The organism is Rhodococcus mengyinensis (assembly GCF_048381435.1).
GTDB classification, from domain to species: domain Bacteria; phylum Actinomycetota; class Actinomycetes; order Mycobacteriales; family Mycobacteriaceae; genus Rhodococcus_F; species Rhodococcus_F opacus_D.
Map to the genome: position 1 here is coordinate 29,673 of NZ_JBLWIT010000012.1, position 16,779 is coordinate 46,451.

The 16,779-nt window shown below is 67.8% G+C and carries 19 protein-coding genes and 2 riboswitches; of the genes, 4 read left to right on the forward strand and 15 right to left on the reverse strand.

What is annotated here, in order from left to right; translation table 11 throughout:
- Position 1 precedes the first annotated feature (1 nt).
- From ACNJ7E_RS00870 to ACNJ7E_RS00915, 10 genes are all read right to left on the reverse strand, one after another.
- A complete protein-coding gene (locus tag ACNJ7E_RS00870) occupies positions 2-1,636 on the reverse strand; it encodes an ABC transporter substrate-binding protein (protein ID WP_280780014.1) in 1,635 nt (544 codons plus the stop codon).
- 152 nt (positions 1,637-1,788) lie between these two features.
- Positions 1,789-1,872 (reverse strand): putative leader peptide, encoded by an 84-nt coding sequence (locus ACNJ7E_RS00875; RefSeq protein ID WP_310794466.1) that lies wholly within the window; start codon positions 1,870-1,872, stop codon positions 1,789-1,791.
- Between the two features lie 4 nt (positions 1,873-1,876).
- Positions 1,877-1,970, reverse strand: a riboswitch (SAM riboswitch).
- A gap of 46 nt (positions 1,971-2,016) precedes the next feature.
- Complete coding sequence (locus tag ACNJ7E_RS00880) at positions 2,017-3,411, reverse strand: NtaA/DmoA family FMN-dependent monooxygenase (RefSeq protein WP_418338784.1); 1,395 nt, start codon at positions 3,409-3,411, stop codon at positions 2,017-2,019.
- 15 nt (positions 3,412-3,426) lie between these two features.
- On the reverse strand, positions 3,427-4,485 hold the full coding sequence (locus tag ACNJ7E_RS00885; protein WP_280779772.1) for an LLM class flavin-dependent oxidoreductase: 1,059 nt from the start codon (positions 4,483-4,485) through the stop codon (positions 3,427-3,429).
- Positions 4,482-5,543 (reverse strand): LLM class flavin-dependent oxidoreductase, encoded by a 1,062-nt coding sequence (locus ACNJ7E_RS00890; RefSeq protein WP_280779771.1) that lies wholly within the window; start codon positions 5,541-5,543, stop codon positions 4,482-4,484. The genes ACNJ7E_RS00885 and ACNJ7E_RS00890 overlap by 4 nt, the downstream gene beginning before the upstream one ends.
- On the reverse strand, positions 5,540-6,082 hold the full coding sequence (locus tag ACNJ7E_RS00895; RefSeq protein ID WP_280779770.1) for a GNAT family N-acetyltransferase: 543 nt from the start codon (positions 6,080-6,082) through the stop codon (positions 5,540-5,542). Before ACNJ7E_RS00895 ends, ACNJ7E_RS00890 begins: the two co-directional genes overlap by 4 nt.
- A gap of 11 nt (positions 6,083-6,093) precedes the next feature.
- Positions 6,094-7,065, reverse strand: coding sequence for an ABC transporter substrate-binding protein (locus ACNJ7E_RS00900; protein WP_418338786.1), 972 nt, complete (start codon positions 7,063-7,065; stop codon positions 6,094-6,096).
- 37 nt (positions 7,066-7,102) lie between these two features.
- Complete coding sequence (locus ACNJ7E_RS00905) at positions 7,103-7,885, reverse strand: amino acid ABC transporter ATP-binding protein (protein WP_011595024.1); 783 nt, start codon at positions 7,883-7,885, stop codon at positions 7,103-7,105.
- The gene (locus ACNJ7E_RS00910; protein ID WP_418338787.1) at positions 7,882-8,862 is read right to left on the reverse strand and encodes an amino acid ABC transporter permease; all 981 of its coding nucleotides are present in this window, start codon (positions 8,860-8,862) and stop codon (positions 7,882-7,884) included. The genes ACNJ7E_RS00905 and ACNJ7E_RS00910 overlap by 4 nt, the downstream gene beginning before the upstream one ends.
- 145 nt (positions 8,863-9,007) lie before the next feature.
- Positions 9,008-9,082: a putative leader peptide gene (locus ACNJ7E_RS00915; protein ID WP_369426197.1), complete on the reverse strand. Its 75-nt coding sequence runs from the start codon at positions 9,080-9,082 to the stop codon at positions 9,008-9,010.
- 7 nt (positions 9,083-9,089) lie between these two features.
- Positions 9,090-9,186: riboswitch (SAM riboswitch) on the reverse strand.
- A 212-nt stretch (positions 9,187-9,398) separates the two neighbouring features.
- Between ACNJ7E_RS00915 and ACNJ7E_RS00920 the strand changes: the two genes are divergently transcribed.
- Together ACNJ7E_RS00920 and ACNJ7E_RS00925 are read left to right on the forward strand one after the other, a co-directional pair.
- The gene (locus ACNJ7E_RS00920) at positions 9,399-10,166 is read left to right on the forward strand and encodes a sulfite exporter TauE/SafE family protein (RefSeq protein WP_280779768.1); all 768 of its coding nucleotides are present in this window, start codon (positions 9,399-9,401) and stop codon (positions 10,164-10,166) included.
- 76 nt (positions 10,167-10,242) lie between these two features.
- The gene (locus ACNJ7E_RS00925) at positions 10,243-11,034 is read left to right on the forward strand and encodes an HAD-IIA family hydrolase (RefSeq protein ID WP_280780012.1); all 792 of its coding nucleotides are present in this window, start codon (positions 10,243-10,245) and stop codon (positions 11,032-11,034) included.
- A gap of 21 nt (positions 11,035-11,055) precedes the next feature.
- On the opposite strand, the gene ACNJ7E_RS00930 is transcribed toward ACNJ7E_RS00925, so the two are convergent.
- Both ACNJ7E_RS00930 and ACNJ7E_RS00935 read right to left on the reverse strand, forming a co-directional pair.
- Positions 11,056-11,595, reverse strand: coding sequence for an LppA family lipoprotein (locus tag ACNJ7E_RS00930; protein ID WP_418338788.1), 540 nt, complete (start codon positions 11,593-11,595; stop codon positions 11,056-11,058).
- Positions 11,592-13,259 carry an alpha/beta hydrolase gene (locus tag ACNJ7E_RS00935; RefSeq protein ID WP_418338790.1) on the reverse strand — a complete coding sequence of 556 codons (1,668 nt, stop codon included), beginning with the start codon at positions 13,257-13,259 and terminating at the stop codon, positions 11,592-11,594. Before ACNJ7E_RS00935 ends, ACNJ7E_RS00930 begins: the two co-directional genes overlap by 4 nt.
- Positions 13,260-13,352: 93 nt before the next feature.
- On the opposite strand from ACNJ7E_RS00935, the gene ACNJ7E_RS00940 reads away from it, so the two are divergent.
- Complete coding sequence (locus ACNJ7E_RS00940) at positions 13,353-13,673, forward strand: type VII secretion target (RefSeq protein ID WP_418338792.1); 321 nt, start codon at positions 13,353-13,355, stop codon at positions 13,671-13,673.
- Positions 13,674-13,741: 68 nt separating this feature from the next.
- Here the strand turns inward: ACNJ7E_RS00940 and ACNJ7E_RS00945 are convergent, their stop codons facing one another.
- From ACNJ7E_RS00945 to ACNJ7E_RS00955, 3 genes are read right to left on the reverse strand one after another with little or no spacing between them, the layout of a single operon-like run.
- On the reverse strand, positions 13,742-14,965 hold the full coding sequence (locus ACNJ7E_RS00945; protein ID WP_280780341.1) for an O-succinylhomoserine sulfhydrylase: 1,224 nt from the start codon (positions 14,963-14,965) through the stop codon (positions 13,742-13,744).
- Positions 14,962-15,381 carry a rhodanese-like domain-containing protein gene (locus ACNJ7E_RS00950; protein WP_280780342.1) on the reverse strand — a complete coding sequence of 140 codons (420 nt, stop codon included), beginning with the start codon at positions 15,379-15,381 and terminating at the stop codon, positions 14,962-14,964. The genes ACNJ7E_RS00945 and ACNJ7E_RS00950 overlap by 4 nt, the downstream gene beginning before the upstream one ends.
- A 48-nt stretch (positions 15,382-15,429) precedes the next feature.
- Positions 15,430-15,882, reverse strand: a complete 453-nt coding sequence (locus ACNJ7E_RS00955; RefSeq protein WP_005251646.1) for an Rv0361 family membrane protein — start codon at positions 15,880-15,882, stop codon at positions 15,430-15,432.
- Positions 15,883-16,096: 214 nt separating this feature from the next.
- Between ACNJ7E_RS00955 and ACNJ7E_RS00960 the strand changes: the two genes are divergently transcribed.
- Positions 16,097-16,779 (forward strand): FAD-dependent oxidoreductase (locus ACNJ7E_RS00960; protein ID WP_418338794.1); only part of this gene is annotated, 683 nt, incomplete at its 3' end.

Below are 16,779 nucleotides of genomic sequence, written 5' to 3' on the forward strand. Positions count from 1 at the left end.
CTCAGCGTCCGCTGATCCAGGTGTCGAAGAACTGGAGCCGGGCCGAGGCCTCGAACTTCAGGTCCTGCACGTTGGGACCGGCGCCGATCGCCTGCGACAACTCCACCGTGGGGATCCACAGACCGTTGTCGAGCACCTGCTGCTGGGCGTCGGCGACGAGCGCGCTCCGCTCGGTGGTGTCGGTGGTGGCGAGTTGCTTCGCGAGCACGTCGTCGAGCGCGGGAATCGGTCCGCGGTTGTTCAGGTTGCGGCCGTCGAGGCCGAACTGGGTGCGGAGGATGTCACCGTCGGCGCGGGTGCTGTTGTAGTAGGTGGCGTCGAAGTCCTTGGAATTCTGGCGGGCGATGGACTCCGGAGTGGACACGAGATTCAGCTGCAGATCCACTCCCACCTCTTTGAGCTGCTGCTGCACCAGTTCGAGGATGGCCTGGTTGCCGGCGAACACGGAGCTGAACAGAACGGGGAAGCTCAGCTTCTGACCGCTCTTCTCGCGGATGCCGTCGGCACCGGGAACCCAGCCCGCCTGATCCAGAATCGACTTCGCCTTCTCCGGGTCGTACGACACGTCCGGCAGCGCCACGTAGCCCGGGGTGCGACTGGCCAGCGTGCTGGTGGCGGGTGTGAAGTTTGGACCGAGTACGGTGTCGACCAGTTCCTGCCGGTTGATCGCCGGGACCAGCGCGCTGCGCACGACGGGGTCGACGAGCGGTCCGCGAGTCACGTTGGGCTGGAAGCCGAACGGGGTCCCGGGGTTCGACGTGGTGAGCACCTGCCCGCCCGCGCCTTCGATCTGCGGGGCGTCCTGCGGCAACGCGTCACTGATCGCGTCCAGCTGTCCCGAGGACAGGCTGCCCGTGCGGACGCCGGATTCGGGCACGACGCTGAACTCGATGGTGTCGAGGTAGGCCTCGCCGTCATGGCCGAACACGTCCGAACCCCAGTTGTATCCGGCGCGCTTGGCGAGGGTCACCGACTTGTCCTGCTGGTAGTCGGCGTACGTGAACGGCCCGGTGCCCGAGATGTTGCCGGTGCACCGTTCTTCGGCGGACTTCGCGACGGACGCATCGGACAGGATGCCCAGCTGCGGGGTGGACGACGCCTGCAGGAACTGCGCGTTGGGTGCGGCGAAGTCGACCTGCGCCGTCAGCGGGTCGATCACGGTGGTGCCGGTGTAACCGGCGAGGTAGCTGGCACCGAGCGGGGCCTTGGCGCCGGAGAGGGTGTTCACGATGGCGTCGAGATTCTTCTTCACCGAATCCGCGGTGAAAGGTGTTCCGTCGCTGAACGTCACCCCCTCCTTCAGGTGGAACGTGAAGGAGGACGCGTCGGCGTCGGTTTCCCAGCTCTCGGCGAGCCACGGCTTCAGTTCGCCCGTCTCCGGGTCCTGGTCGGTGAGCGAGTCCACCACCTGACGAGCCACGTAGACCGTCTGATTCGTGCCCGACTGCGCGGGGTCGGCGCACGTGGGCGCCTGGGACAGGCCGTAGCGGAGTGTGCCGCCGGGCTGCGCGGGGCCCGCATCCGCGGAGGAACTGCTGGAACCGCCACCGCAGGCGGTGAGTGCCGTGGCCAGCACGGCGGCGGCGCCGATACCTGCTGCGATGCGGGCACCGCGGTGGGGCGAGGACAAAAGCACTGATGGCACCGAGAACTCCGTGATCTCGAAGAAGTGCCGTGCGCGCTGCCCGTCGTATCGGCAGCGCTCACGCGCACAGGAAGGTGAGGGACACCGGATCCGACGCGGATGCGGTGTGAAGAGCCGGAACCCCGACGGATCGGGGTGTCAGGTCAGCTGTGACAGATCGAGGTGGACAGTCGGCAGAGATCGACGTGGAGACGCCCCCAGGCGCTCACGAAACCTTCGGTCAACATCGTTCCTCCATCGATCCCGGCGGTAGCACCCGCACCCGCAGGGCGGGGGGTTGCTGCGACGTCAACGAGCCAGGTCTCTCGGTCGCTCTGGATGGTCGTTACCGAGTGTAAGAGATCGCCGGTCGCCGCGCCACACGGACCCCGTTACCCCACGGCCTGCCGGGGCGGGAGTTCCCGCCGCGACAGAGCGGGCCGGAGACCGAGATGTTCACGCAGGGTGGAGCCTTCGTATTCCGTTCGGTACGAACCTCGCTCCTGCAATTCGGGCACAAGCAGGTCGACGATCTCGTCGAGTCCGGTGGGCACCAGATACGGCGAGATGTTGAACCCGTCCGTGGCCCCACTGCGAACCCACCGGGTGAGTTCGTCGGCGACCTGCCCGGGAGTACCGGCGAATCCGGAGCGCTGGGTGGTCGCGATCGCAACCTGACGCAGCGACAGGTTCTGCGCCTCTGCCAGGGCCCGCCATTCCCGGGCGATGGCGAGCGGATCCTTTCCGTCACGCGCCGCCCCACGGGTGACGGAGATCGGCGCGGGCACCGGATCGAATTCGGGCAGTGGACCGTCCGGGTCGCGATCGGACAGATCGCGGCCCCACACCTGACCGACCAGCGACAACGCCGTCTGCCCGGTGTACTGGCCCTCGAGAACCCAGCGCACCTTCTCCTCCACCTCGGACGCGTTCTCCGCGAGCACGATCTGCGTGCCCGGCAGAATCTTGACGTCGTCCTCGGGACGCCCTGCACGACGCAGTCTCGCCCGGATGTCCTCGGCGAAGGCGAGCGCCTCGTCGAAATGCGTTCCGTGCCGGGAGAAGATCACGTCGGTGTGCGCGGCCGCGAAGTCCCGGCCCGCCGGTGAGTCGCCGGCCTGGAAGATGACGGGATGCCCCTGCGCGCTGCGCGGCAGCGTGGGGGTGACCGTGACGTCGAACTGTGACGTGCGCCGGGACACCTCCTGCACACCGTCCGGGGTCGACCACGACGGCGCGTCGGTGCTCGTCGCGACCGCGCCGTCTACCCACGCATCCCAGATCGCCCGGGCGGTGTCGAGGAACTGCCCGGCCCGCTCGTACCTGTCGGCGTGATCGAGGTAGCCGCCGCGCCGGAAGTTCTCACCGGTCCACGCGTTGTCCGTGGTGACGGCGTTCCAGCCGGCACGGCCACCGGACAGCAGGTCCAGCCCGGACAGCCGCCGGGCGAGGTCGGCGGGCTCGTTGTAGGTGGTGTTCTGGGTGGCCACCAACCCGATGTGCCGGGTGATGCCGGCCAGCGCCGCGAGCTGGGTGATCGCGTCCGGCCTGCCCACGATGTCGAGATCGAGAATCTTGCCTTCCTGTTCCCGCAGACGCAGGCCCTCACCGAGGAAGAAGGCGTCGAACAGGCCCCGCTCGGCGGTCAGTGCCACCCGCCGGAACGTTTCGAAGTCGATCTGCGATCCGCTCGACGGATCGGACCAGATCGTCGTGTGGTTGACGCCCTGGAAGAAGACACCGAAGTGCACCTGGGCGCCGGGCCTGGCGTACGAGTTGTCGGTCATGTTCTCCACAACCTTTCAGCGAGAGGAGTCTTCGAGGCGCTCGGCCTGGAATCGGGTGACGGGACGGTCGAGACCCAGCGTGCTGCGCAGGGTAGAACCGGGAATGGGACGGTGCGCGATGCCGGCACGGAGAAGTGCCGGGACCACGTATCGCGCGAGCACCGGAAGATCCTCGTCGACGACGGCGGGATGCAGGCGCACACCGTCGACGTGCGTATCCAGGGCGCGGAGCAGTTCCAGCAGCCCGGTGGCGTCGCCGGCGAACGACAGCCGTCCGCTCGGCGGGGCAGGTGTCGACGAGCCGAGCGCGACATCCAGTTCGGCGACCACCAGCGGTGCGCCGCCGGCCTTCGCGCGCCCGGCGGCCCCGACGGTGTCCTCGAGTGTCGGGCCGGACACCAGCACCACGTCGACCAGCGACGGATCCGTGTGCCCCGCGCGGCCGAACACCACCAGTTGCCCCTGCGGTGGCCGGGGCACGATGGCCGGACCCTTCACCGAGTACGTCTCGCCCCGGAAGTCGATGTAGTGCAATCGGTCGCGGTCGACGAAACGTCCGGTGGCGTAGTCGCGGATCACCGCGTCGTCCTCCCACGAATCCCACAGGTCCCGGACCACGGTGATCGCGTCCCGTTCCTCCCGCGCGAGGTCGGCGGGTGTGGTGACCTCGGCCCGGCCCAGTGCGCTCGCGACCCGCGGGTCGGTGTCGCGTGCCGCGATCCAGCCGCCGCGACCGCGCGACGCGTAGTCGAGCGTCGCGAGCTGGGAGGACGTGTGGAACGGCTCGGCGTACGTGGTGCCGACGACCGGTACGAGTCCGATCGTGCTGGTGGTCGCGGCGACGAACGCCGCCCGGTTCACGGCGTCGATCCGGCCGACGGGTCCCCCGTCGGCGCCGGGCGGCAGCAGCGAATCGTCGAAGGAGGCGAACGTGAAGCCGGCGTTCTCGGCTGCCGCGACGCGGTCCGCCACCGTTCGCCCGGTCAGCAACCGGTCGGGTGTGTGCGCGGCGCGCCGCCAGGCCTCGGGATGCGCACCCTCGCCGTCGAGTTCGATGCCCAGAACCAGGCTCATGCGTCTTCCTCCTCGGTGCCGGCCGCGAGGGGGCGGCTCGGAATGGTCTCACGCAGCGTGGGTGCCACGTCGGCCTGGAACAGCTCCAGGCTTTCGCGGTGCTGCTTGTCGCTGCCGACGCGGTCGGCGCTCAGGTGGATCACCTCGTGGCCGAACTGCTCGTGGTAACGCTGCACCTTGTCGATCACCTGCTGCGGGCTGCCGATCAGTGCGGAGCTGCGTTCGACGAAGTCCTCCACGGTCTCGAACACCACCGGAAGTCCTGCGCTGCGGGCGAAGTCGAGGCGAGCCGCGTGAATCGGCCGCCACACGTCCAGCGCATCCTGCGAGTTCGGCGTCACGTAGAACCCGGCCGTTCCGGCGCCGACGAGGGCGTCGGCGGGATCATGACCGTAGTGGGCCCACCGTTCGCGGTAGTGCCGGACGAGTTCGGCGTACGAGTCGATCGGGTACGTGACGTTCGCCGAGAAGATCGGATCACCGTAGCGGGCCGCGAGATCCACCGATTCCGTGCTCGTCGCGCTGCCGTGCCAGATCCGGATCCGCCGCTGCAGCGGGCGCGGAAGGGCGACAGCGTGCTCGAGAGACGGCCGGAACGTGCCTTCCCAGGTGACGTCCTCGCTCTCCCACAACTGCCGGAACAGTTCGTAGCCCTCGCGGTTGCGATCCCACTGGTCGTCCGGGGTGACGTGGAACAACTCCGCCTGCGCGGTGCCGTTGCCCTTGCCGATGATGAGCTGCAACCGGCCGCCCGACAGGTTGTCCAGCGTCGAGTAGTCCTCGAACGCGCGGACCGGGTCGAGCAGGCTCAGCGTGGTCACCGCGGTCCACAACTGCAGCGTGCTGGTGCGCGCCGCGATGGCGCTGAGCACCACGGGCGGGGACGAGGACAGGAAGGGATGCTCGTGGCGCTCGCCCACCGCGAACCCGTCGTACCCCAGTTGCTCGGCGAGGACGGCGGAGTCCACGACCTCCTGCAGCCTGGCCGCAGTGCCGATCTTCTCCCCGGTCACCGGGTCCGGGTGGTGAGTGATCAGGCTCATCAGCAGAAACTTCATACGGACTCGTACTCCTTTGCGGCCCAGGCGGAAGGCAGAGCGGTAGGGGTGTGCAGGATCTTCTCGAATCCGTGGATTCCGACGTCCTGCGGTGGGAGGGAGCGGTCGAACAGCGCCGTGTACCCCGCGGCCAGGTACAGGGACACCGCCTCGGGCTGCCGCGGCCCAGTGGTGAGGAAGATGCGGGAATAGCCTGCTAGGGCGATCGCGGCCTCGAGCTCCCGCAGCACGATTCGTCCGAGGCCGCGGCGGCGGTGAGCCGACGAGGTCCAGATCCGTTTGAGTTCGGCCGTCGTGTCGTCGTAGCGGCGGAAGGCCCCGCCCGCCACGGACGTCCCGTCGTCGACCAGAACGAGCAACGCGCCACCCGGTGCGGCGAACTCCTCCGCCGGATACGTGCTGAGATCGTCGTAGATCTCGTCGCGGGTGCGCCCGTACCGGGTGCTGTACTCGATCGCCAGTTCTTCGAGCAGCGGCGCGGCCAGCGGATCGGCCTGATCGACGAACACGGTCTGCACGGATTCGGTCCTCTCGGTCACTGGTCCTCCTGTCAGCTGGTCTTCGGGAGTCCGGGCGGGTTGACGACCGACGTGCCGACGGCCTCGCTCGCGATGTTCCAGCGTTCGAGAACCTGTGCGTACGTACCGTTCTCGATGATGTGGTTGATGGCCTCGTTGACGGCGGTCACCAGTCCGTTGTCCTTCTTGGTGAGCACGGCGATCTCACCCTGGAGGGCGTCGCCCGCCCCCGAGAACGTTCCGGCGATCTCGCTCTCCCCGGCCTGCGCCACGTGGAACGACGAGGACGGGTTGGGCCCGAAGTAGGCGTCGATCCGGCCCGACGCGAGGGGCAGGTAGTAGTCGGTGACGTTCTGGTAGTAGGTGATGCCGGTCGGTTCGAGCCCCGCCGCGACGTTCTGCTCACTCCACTTCACCAGCAGCGCTTCCTGATTGGTGCCGGAGGAGACCGCGATCTTCAGACCTGCGACGTCCTTGGGCTCCTTGATCTGGATGCCGCTGTCCTTCTTCGTCTCGAACGCGACCGTGTCGAGGCGGTACGTCGAGAAGTCGTACTTCTCCTTCCGCTCCTCGGTGACGGTGACGTTGGAGATGAACGCGTCGGCCTCCCCCGAATCGATGCGGACGAAGTTCTGCGCCCAGTCCGCCGCCTGGAGGTCGACCTTCAACCCGAGAACGTCGCCGATCAGGTACGCGAAGTCGGTCTCCGAGCCGATGAGCGTCTTGTCGTCGTCGGCGTAGAAACGCAGGGGCGGGGCGGAGCCGGCGCTGCCCGTCACGACGAGCGTGCCGCGGTCGCGGATCTGCTGGGGGACCTTCGCGGCGATCGACTCGACCTCGTCGGTGGTGATGCGATTCTGGTCGGCGGTGAGGTTGTATCCGGCAGCCGAGGTCGGCGCCGATCCCTCGTCCTCGACGTCGCCGCCCCCGCACGCGGCGGCGAGCAGCGCGACGGTGGTGAGGGCCGAGGCCAGAATTTTCGTACGGAACCGTGCGGTGGACATGTGTGCCTTTCGGGGATCCACACCGAGGTGGGGAGAATCAGAGAACTCGGGAGAGGAATGCTGTGGTGCGGTCGTGCTGCGGGTTGTCGATGACCTGCGAGGGCGGGCCCTGTTCCACCACGACGCCGGCGTCCATGAAGACCGCCGTATCGGCGACCTCCCGCGCGAAGCCCACCTCGTGGGTGACGATCACGAGGGTCGCGCCGTCCCGTGCCAATTGCTTGATCACGGCGAGGACCTCGCCGACCAGTTCCGGGTCGAGGGCCGACGTGGGCTCGTCGAACAGGATCACCGCCGGGCGCAGTGCGAGGGCCCGGGCGATCGCGACCCGCTGCTGCTGGCCGCCGGACAGTTGTCGCGGGTACTCGTGGGCCTTGTCACCCACGCCCACCCGTTCCAGCAGCGCAATCGCCTCGGCCTCGACCTCGGCCCGGTCGCGGCCCTGCGCCGACACCGGCGCCTCGATCACGTTCTCCAGCACCGTGAGGTGGGGGAACAGATTGAAGTTCTGGAAGACGAATCCGATCCGGGAACGCTGCTTCAGGATGTCGCGTTCACGCAGTTCGTGCAGTTTGCTGCCCTTGCGCCGGTAACCGATGAGGTCGCCGTCGATGCGGATGGTGCCGCGGTCGACCTTCTCCAGGTGGTTGAGCGTGCGCAGCAGCGTGGACTTGCCGGAACCCGACGGCCCCAGGATCACCGTCACCTCGCCCTTGCGGACCAGCAGGTCCACACCCCGCAGGACTTCGAGTGCGCCGAAGGACTTGTGGACTCCGCGAACTTCCACCGCGTACTCCGCCGGATGGGCTTCGGTTGTCATTTCGTGGCACCTCTCGGTACGGAGACACCGGCGTCACGGATCTCGGCGAACTTCCGGGTGAGCTTCTGCCACGGAGTCGGCGGCAGCGCCCGTGCCGATCCGCGCGCGTAGTGCCGCTCGACGTAGTACTGGCCGATCGACAAAAGCGTGGTCAGGATGATGTACCAGATCGTCGCGACCATCAGCAGTGGTACGACGCGGCCGTTGCGGCCGAAGATCACCTGAACCTGGTAGAACAGTTCGGCGATTGCCATCGTCGACACGATCGAGGTGCCCTTGAACAGGCTGATCACCTCGTTCGCGGCGTTCGGCAGAATGCCGCGCATCGCCTGGGGCAGAACGATCTTGAAGAACTGGCGTCGGCGCGGGATGCCCAGCGACTGCGCCGCCTCGATCTGCCCGTGGTCCACCGAGATGATGCCGGAGCGGATGATCTCGGCGGAGTACGCGGCCTGATGCAGGGCCAGACCGATGACGGCGGCGGTGAAGCCGCTGATGACACCGTTCACCTCGAACGTGAAGAAGCCCGGACCGAACGGAATGCCCAGCGACAGAGTCTGATACAGGTACGTGATGTTGAACCAGAACAGGAGCTGCACGATCAGCGGAATCGACCGGAACGCCCAGATGTACACCCAGGCGATCACCTGCAACACCGGGTTGTGCGACAAGCGGCTGACCGCCAGCACCACACCGAGTGCGAATCCGAGGACCGTCCCCCACAAGGTCAGCTTCACCGTCATCCACAGCGCCTGCAGCACGGAGCCGGCGGTGAAGTACTTGGCGAACGTCGCCCAGTCCCATCCCGGGTTGGTCGCGAGGCCGTGGACGAACTGGGCGAGCAGTACCAGCACGACGGCGCTGACGACCCACCGCCACGGGTGCCACCTCCGCGCCACTTCCAGCGCGGCGTCCCCGTCGCCGGACGGCACTGAATCGAGGGGCACGGCCGAACGCGCCTGAACGGGGGCGCTCACGCTCCCTCACCACTTACGACAGACATCACTGAGGCGGCCTTTCACCTGGAAACCGGACTGGAGGAGAGCGCGTCTTCCGCGGGATGCGGGCGCGCGTCAGGCGCTCACCGGGCGAAATGCCCGGTGAGCGTGCTGTGAGACCTCGTCAACAGTGGCAGGAGGTGGTCCGGCACAGGTCGATGTGCCGTCTGCGCCACGCAGGGCGCGCGGGGTAGTTCATGTGCTGCCTTCCATCGATCCCGGCGGTAGCACCCGCACCCGAAGAATTCGGAAGGGTTGCTGCGACGTCAACGAGCCAGGTCTCTCGGTCGCTCTGGATGGTTGAAGCGAACACTAGCCGCATTCCCGAACCCCGTCAACACGGGGTATTTCCCTGCAACACAGGGGAAATGGTGCCGATCGGCCGCAAGAATCACCGTGCGCAGAAGTACTGACAGACGGAGATCCATGCGGTTGGATGAGGCGTGCGGCCCTGCATCTCCGTGGTCGTGTGACCCGGCCGCCGGGCCTTCCGAGGCCCTTGTAACGTCGCCTCGGTGACACCACTCGAAGTCATCGCGATCCTGGTAGCCGGTGTAGGCGCGGGCGCGATCAACGCCATCGTCGGCAGCGGCACGCTCATCACCTTCCCCACCCTGGTGGCGTTCGGGTTCCCTCCGGTGACCGCCACGATGTCGAACGCGATCGGCCTGGTCGCCGGTGGCGTGTCCGGCACGTGGGGGTACCGGCGGGAACTGGCCGGGCAGGGACCGCGGCTGCGGTGGCAGATCCCGGCGTCGCTGTGCGGTGCGGTTCTCGGCTCGTGGCTACTGCTGCACCTACCCGAAACTGTGTTCGAACTCGTCGTCCCGGTGCTGCTGATCCTCGCCCTGATCCTGGTGGTGCTGCAGCCGAAGATCCAGGCCTGGGCGAAGCAGCGCGGCAGCCACGAGGCGGGCCTGAGCCCGGCGCGCCTCACCCTGCTGACCGTCGGGACGTTCGCCGTCGGCGTGTACGGCGGATACTTCACCGCCGCGCAGGGCATCCTGCTGATGGGTGTGATGGGCGCGATCCTGCCGGAGAGCCTGCAACGAATGAACGGCGCGAAGAACCTGCTCTCGCTCCTCGTCAACGTCGTCGCCGCGACCGCGTACACGCTCGTGGCCTTCGACCGGATCAGCTGGGCGGCCGCCGGCCTGATCGCGGTGGGCTCGCTGTTCGGAGGCGTCCTCGGCGCCCGTTACGGCCGCAGGCTGTCGCCGACCGCATTGCGGGGAACCATCGTCGTCGTCGGCCTCATCGGCCTGTTCCGGCTGCTCGCATAGTCGCGCATGCACCCTCCCGCTCCCTCATACTGAGTCGGTGAGCAAAGACGTAGAGCACCCGGGCTGGACCTATCTGATGGACATGGACGGCGTTCTCGTCCACGAAGAGCACCTGGTCCCCGGGGCCGACCTGTTCCTCGCCGAACTCCGGGAGTCGGGTACCCCGTTCATCGTCCTCACCAACAATTCGATCAGGACTCCGCGCGACCTCCGCGCCCGTCTGCTCCGCACCGGCCTGGACATTCCCGAGGAATCGATCTGGACATCCGCCCTGGCCACCGCGACGTTCCTGGCGAGCCAGCGCCCCGGCGGCAGCGCCTACGTCGTCGGCGAATCCGGGCTCACCACCGCACTGCACGACATCGGGTACGTCCTCACCGACAACGATCCCGACTACGTGGTCCTCGGCGAGACCCGCACTTACTCCTTCGAGGCGATCACCACCGCAATTCGTTTGGTGGAGAGGGGCGCTCGCTTCATCGCCACCAACCCCGACCCCACCGGCCCGTCCCGGGAGGGTTCCCTTCCGGCCACGGGATCCGTTGCCGCACTGATCAGTAGGGCCACCGGTCGCGACCCGTACTACGTGGGCAAGCCGAATGCGCTGATGATGCGCTCGGCGCTGCGGGCCATCGGCGCGCACTCCGCGAACACGCTGATGATCGGCGACCGGATGGACACCGACATCGTCTGCGGGCTCGAGGCCGGGCTGCAGACCATCCTCGTCCTCACCGGAATTTCGACGCGGGATTCGGTGGAACTGTTCCCCTACCGTCCCACCGCGGTACTCAAATCGGTCGCCGACCTGGTCGGCCGGACGTCGGATCCGTTCGGCGATGCGGCTCCGCCGCCCGTGAGTACTTCTTAACCGCGGGACGTTGACAAGTACTCACGGGTGGCGGCAGCCCGTGATACCCCTGATCGTCGCTGCCCTGTACGTCCCGAACCTGATCCGGTTCCCGTCGCCACCGGCGAACGTCACGTCGTGGTGTCCGGGTCGGTCGGCGTGCACGTCGAGCCGGTCCATTCCGGCGTCGGCGGCGATCGCACGGGCCGCGGCCAGCACGGCGGGCCAGTCGGCGTCGCCGATCGGGGTGTCGGACAGCAATACCGGCGTGGTGACGGATTGCCCCTCCGTGTACGCATACGGTCCCGGGCACCCGCCGCCCTGGCTGCGTTCGCGATGCCACCGCCACCGAACATCCGGTGCAATCGCCGCAACGGCATCGCTTATCCGCATCAGCGCATCGGTGACCTGCCACTCGGTGACCGCGAGTGTCGGCCGGTCGCTCAGGCTCGCTGCCGCCGCCGCAACCTCCTCGTCGCTGAAGTTGTACGGGTTGTCCGGCACGCCACCACATCCGCTCGTCAGGATCGCCGCGCCGATCACGGCGACCGCCTTCACCACCCACCCGCCGCGGACCGTCACCGGACAGCCAGTTCCGGCATGCCCGCGACGATCACCGCCATGTTGTAGCCGGACGTCCGCAGCTCCCCGTTGTCACTCGGCCGCGGATACTCGCTGTGCCCGCTGGCATCTTCGCGCCGCACGCCGTCCGGGGTCGACGCCTCGAGCACCGACAGTTGTTCGAGGTCCGTCTGCACCGGATCGGGGCCGAGCCTGCCGAACCCGTCTGCCACGGTGATGGGGTCATCGGGCGCGCGCATCACGAACCCGTGCCGGGGTGCCAACCCGAGATCCGATTCGTCGTTCGCGTCGAACCCGGGCGAACCGTAGAACACGGCGTCGTCGACCGGTTGCCGCGGTCCCGCGTCCTGCAGGGCCAGGCCCTGGGTGTACGAACCATACGAATGGCCGAGCGCGGTGATGTGCGGATCGGGCGTCTGCGAGGCGACGTCGAGTCCCTCGTAGAACGAGGCGAGCTTCGGGGCACCCGCGGTCGCGCGGTCGGACTGCCAGGAATCGAGGAGCCATCCGCGCCCGAGATTCTGGTCGATGAACGGCACGTCGTAGTTGCCCGGACCGGTGGTGGTCGGCGGCTGATACCCCAGCCACGCGATCGTCGACACCGTGTCGCCGGTGCGGCCGGCCAGGTCCAACTGCCGTTCGGTCTCGGCCTTCAGCGCCGACGCCTCGTCGGTCATTCCGCGCAGCGAGGCGACGGTCGTGTCGATGCCCGGTGTGGTGACGGCGATGTGGTCGGCGGTGTCGGGGTCGCCGAGCGCGAATGCGGCCATCGTCCGTTCACCCGACTGCAGGTCCAGCAGCATCAGCCTGCCGTCCGGGTGATCGCGCACGAGTTTCTCGAGGTCGTCGAGGTCCCGCAACTTCTGCTCGGCGTACCACAACTCGGCGTCGTCGTCGGCGAATGCTCCACCGAACATGTTGCGGTCCAGCCGTTCCCGGAGCCGGTCCCGCTCCGTCTCCCACCGCGACCGCTCGTCGTCGAACCGGCTCACGTTCGCCTCGTGCCGCACCGCGGACGGGATGCCGTCGCGATCACCCACCCATTCGGGATGCTGCTCGATCACCTCGCGGCGCTGGGCTGCCGGCAGGGCGTCCCAGTACTCGCGGTTGTCCAGCGGGGAGCCGTCCCGCGGGGGCGCCGGGGCGGACAGTCCGGTGCCCGGTCGATCCGCCTCACCGGGTTCGGCCGCGCCGTCCGCGGCCCGCGTCAGGACAGCGGCGGCGTCGGCGACGAGGTCTTCCGCCTGCAGGATCAGCGCCCGGGCCGCGGCACGGAGTTCGTCGCGCCGCGCTGCCCCTGAGGTGTCGACGGGCGGTCCGGGCGCCTCGGCGATGTTCCCGCTGTCCGACAGAGCCATACCGTGGGCGGCGGCCGCTTCGCGGAGGCCGTCGAGTTCGGATTTCAGGTGCGTGACCGCGTCGACCAGGTCGCCGGCCAGCTTCTCGACGACGGCGATCGCCGCGGCCTCACCGCTCAGATCATCCGCGACGATCCGGAACCGCCGACGTGCGGCGTCCGCGGCGTCGTCCTGCCACGCCGGCAACCGGCCGATGTCGGCGAGACCGTCCTGCACGACACGGATCGTCGCCGCCCGCACCGACAGCGACCGGTGCACGGCCTGCAGCGCGCGGGTGTCCCACTGGGCAATGTCCCTCAGATTCACGATCCCCCCCAGGATGCATAATGCCCGTACCCTAACGGATCGATCGCGCCCGCGGGAGTCCGATCTCGTCTCGACCGACACGAAGGATCGAAAATGAGCGGTTCCATCCACGTCGACACGGCGGCCCTACGCGTAGCGGCCGGTCAGCTCGACGTCCTGTTCGACGACGCGTCCGCACAGCTGAACACCACCGACGCGGCCCTCGCCGACTCGGGTGCGGCCTGGCCGGAGGCCGCCGGCGGCGCGTTCGCCCGGTTCACGTCCTACCTGGACGATCGGCGGGAATTGTTGCAGCGGACTGTGGCCGAGATGTCGACGAACCTCACCGAGTGCGCACGCCGGTACAACACCCAGGACGGGGCCACCGCCGAACGCCTCGACGCAATCGCGCCGGCCACGAGCCTCGACCTGTAGGCCCTTCGGGCTCGTGCGCCTTTGTGGTTGCCGGAACAACCAGAAAGGCGCACGGGCGGCGAAGCCGCCTATGCCAGTGCCTGCTCCAGATCCGTCAGCAGGTCGGCGGTGTCTTCGAGTCCCACGGACAGCCGGACGACGCCGTCGGTGATGCCCACGGCTGCACGACCTTCCGGGCCCATCGCCCGGTGGGTGGTGGTGGCCGGGTGGGTGATGAGCGACTTGGAGTCGCCGAGGTTGTTGGAGATGTTGACCAGCCGCAGGGCGTCGAGGAGCTCGAATGCCCGCTTCTTCGCTTCGCTCTCGGATGCGTTCAGTGCGAAGGTGACGACGGTGCCGCCGCCGCTCATCTGCCGCTTGGCGAGTTCGTGCTGGGGGTGCGATTCGAGGTACGGGTACTTGACCCAGTCGACCGCGGAGTGGCCCTCGAGGAACTGGGCGATCTCCAGTGCGGAGCCGACGGAGTGCCGCACCCGGATCGGCATCGTCTCGAGTCCCTTGAGGAGCGTCCACGCGTTGAACGGGCTGAGCGCCGGCCCGGTGTGGCGCATGAGGTTCTGGACGGGCCCTTCGATGTAGTCCTGCGGTCCGAGGATCGCCCCGCCGAGCACACGGCCCTGGCCGTCGATGTGCTTGGTGCCGGAGTAGACGACGATGTCGGCACCGAGTTCCAGGCTGTGCTGCAGCAGCGGTGTCGCGAACACGTTGTCCAGCACGACCTTTGCGCCGGCGGCGTGCGCGAGCTCCGCCACCCGGGGCACGTCGACGAGCGTCTGCATCGGGTTCGACGGCGTCTCGAAGAACACCGCGGTGGTCGGCTCGGACAGAGCCTTCTCCCACTGGTCGAGGTCTTCGCCGTCGACGAACACCGTCTCCACACCCCAGCGGGGCAGGATCTCGTTGCACACCACGAAGCAGGAACCGAACAGGCTACGCGCCGCGACCAGCCGGTCGCCGGCCTTGAGCAGCGCGCCCAGTGCCGTGAACACCGCGGACATGCCGCTGGCGGTGCCGAAGCACGCTTCTGCGCCCTCGATAAGGCGCAGTCGCTCCTCGAACATCTTCACGGTCGGGTTGCCGTACCGGGAGTAGACGAAGTGGTCGATCTCGCCGGTGAACGACGCCTCGGCCGCTCCCGCGCTCTCGAACACGAAGCCTGAGTTCAGGAAGATCGCTTCGGACGTCTCTTCGAAACCGGAACGGAGGGTTCCTCCGCGCACGCTGATCGTGCCCTGGCCGATGTCGTCCGGCAGCGCCTTGTCGAACGCGCCGCCTCGGGGAATTGCACTCACCACTGCCTCCACGGCAGGCCCAGCGCCCGCCAGCCGACCGCCCCACGATGACCTTCGGCGTCCAGGCCGCCTTCGAAACCGTCGAGCACGTTGTACGACGGGCCGATGCCCGCCGCTGTCGCGGCTTCCGCCGCACCGATGGACCGCTGGCCGGAGCGACACAGGAAGATCACCGGGGCGTTCTCGCCGCCCGCGATCCCGGCCTCCTTCAGCTGGTCCACGAAGTTGTCGTTACGAGTGCCCGTCGGGTAGCTGACCCATTCGATCAGCACGGTCTTCCGCCCGAGCGGGGTGGTGTCGGGGACTCCGACGTACTTCCACTCGGCGTCCGTCCGCACATCCACGAGCACAGCGTCGGGATTCTCGCGGAGCAGCTCCCAGGCATGCTCCGGCGTTATGTCGCCTGCGTAACTCACCATGTCAGCTTTTCACAACCCTGTTCGGTATGCCCTTCCGGGCAACGGTCAGTTGCAGACGACCCATGTCTCGCCGTCCCGTGTCAATTGCCAGGTATCCGTCGTCTCGCCCTTGCCGTCGTCGGCGCTGACCCGGACCTCCGCCCGGGCACGATCCCCGTTGACCTCGGACGATTCGACGCCCTTCAGCGTGACCTCGCCTTCCCGGTCGCGGAGCACCGACCGGTCGTCGGACCACGACGAGCAGACCAGCGTCTTCTGCAGATCGGCGTCGTCGTGGTTGTGGGCCTGGATGAAGTCGGCGACCGAGCGGTTGATGCGGTCTGCTTCCGTGACGTTCTCGTCTGCGGGCGAGAGCCTGCTGGACACGACGATGGCAACCAGAATGACGACGATGACGGTGACGGCGGCGATGAACGGCACCGCCGTGGTGCGCCGGGGATCCACCGGATCTTCGGTGCCTCCCGCGTCGCGCTGGGGCGATTCGCTCGAACCGGACATGACTTCCCTTCGATCTCGGCGTGGCCACGAGTGTATAGAGCTGCCCCTACAAATCTTGTTTGTGACCCCCCAACGTGAAGGCGACTACCCTCTACAGGCGTGCGTCCCGAGAATGGGCTCTGCCCTGTCTGCCGCACCTCGGCCACCCGATTAGGCTGGGCTTAATTTAAGCTGAGGTTTCGTTGTCCGCCCATCAGAAGGTAGTTCGCTCCAGATGACTGATCAGACACGTCCGTTGCGCGTTGCGATCGTGGGTGCCGGCCCCGCCGGTATCTACGCAGCCGACGCTCTCATGAAATCCGATGCCGCGTCTGACGGCGGGATCAGCATCGACCTCTTCGAGCGGATGCCTGCCCCCTTCGGTCTGATCCGGTACGGCGTCGCACCCGACCACCCGCGCATCAAGGGCATCATCACCGCCCTGCACAAGGTGCTCGACAAGCCGTCGGTGCGCCTGCTGGGCAACATCGACTACGGCAGCGACATCACCCTCGAAGACCTGCACAATTTCTACGACGCGGTGATCTTCTCCACCGGTGCCAACGCCGACCGCGCCCTGGGCATCCCGGGCATCGAACTGGACGGCAGCTACGGCGCCGCCGACTTCGTCTCCTGGTACGACGGCCACCCTGACGTCCCGCGCACCTGGCCCCTCGAGGCCGAGAAGGTCGCCGTCCTCGGTGTCGGCAACGTCGCCCTCGACATCGCCCGCGTCCTCGCCAAGACCGGCGACGAACTGCTGCCGACGGAGATCCCGGCCAACGTTTACGAGGGACTCAAGGCCAACAAGGCCGTCGAGGTCCACGTGTTCGGTCGCCGCGGACCGGCGCAGGCCAAGTTCACCCCCCTCGAGCTGCGTGAACTCGACCACTCGCCGACGATCGAGGTCATCGTCGA

Coding starts and splice junctions, on each gene's coding strand:
- ACNJ7E_RS00875 (WP_310794466.1), bottom strand. CDS start 1,872: ATGTTGACCGAAGGTTTCGTGAGCGCCTGGGGGCGTCTCCACGTCGAT.
- ACNJ7E_RS00880 (WP_418338784.1), bottom strand. CDS start 3,411: ATGACCGACAACTCGTACGCCAGGCCCGGCGCCCAGGTGCACTTCGGT.
- ACNJ7E_RS00885 (WP_280779772.1), bottom strand. CDS start 4,485: ATGAGCCTGGTTCTGGGCATCGAACTCGACGGCGAGGGTGCGCATCCC.
- ACNJ7E_RS00890 (WP_280779771.1), bottom strand. CDS start 5,543: ATGAAGTTTCTGCTGATGAGCCTGATCACTCACCACCCGGACCCGGTG.
- ACNJ7E_RS00900 (WP_418338786.1), bottom strand. CDS start 7,065: ATGTCCACCGCACGGTTCCGTACGAAAATTCTGGCCTCGGCCCTCACC.
- ACNJ7E_RS00905 (WP_011595024.1), bottom strand. CDS start 7,885: ATGACAACCGAAGCCCATCCGGCGGAGTACGCGGTGGAAGTTCGCGGA.
- ACNJ7E_RS00925 (WP_280780012.1), top strand. CDS start 10,243: ATGGACATGGACGGCGTTCTCGTCCACGAAGAGCACCTGGTCCCCGGG.
- ACNJ7E_RS00940 (WP_418338792.1), top strand. CDS start 13,353: ATGAGCGGTTCCATCCACGTCGACACGGCGGCCCTACGCGTAGCGGCC.
- ACNJ7E_RS00955 (WP_005251646.1), bottom strand. CDS start 15,882: ATGTCCGGTTCGAGCGAATCGCCCCAGCGCGACGCGGGAGGCACCGAA.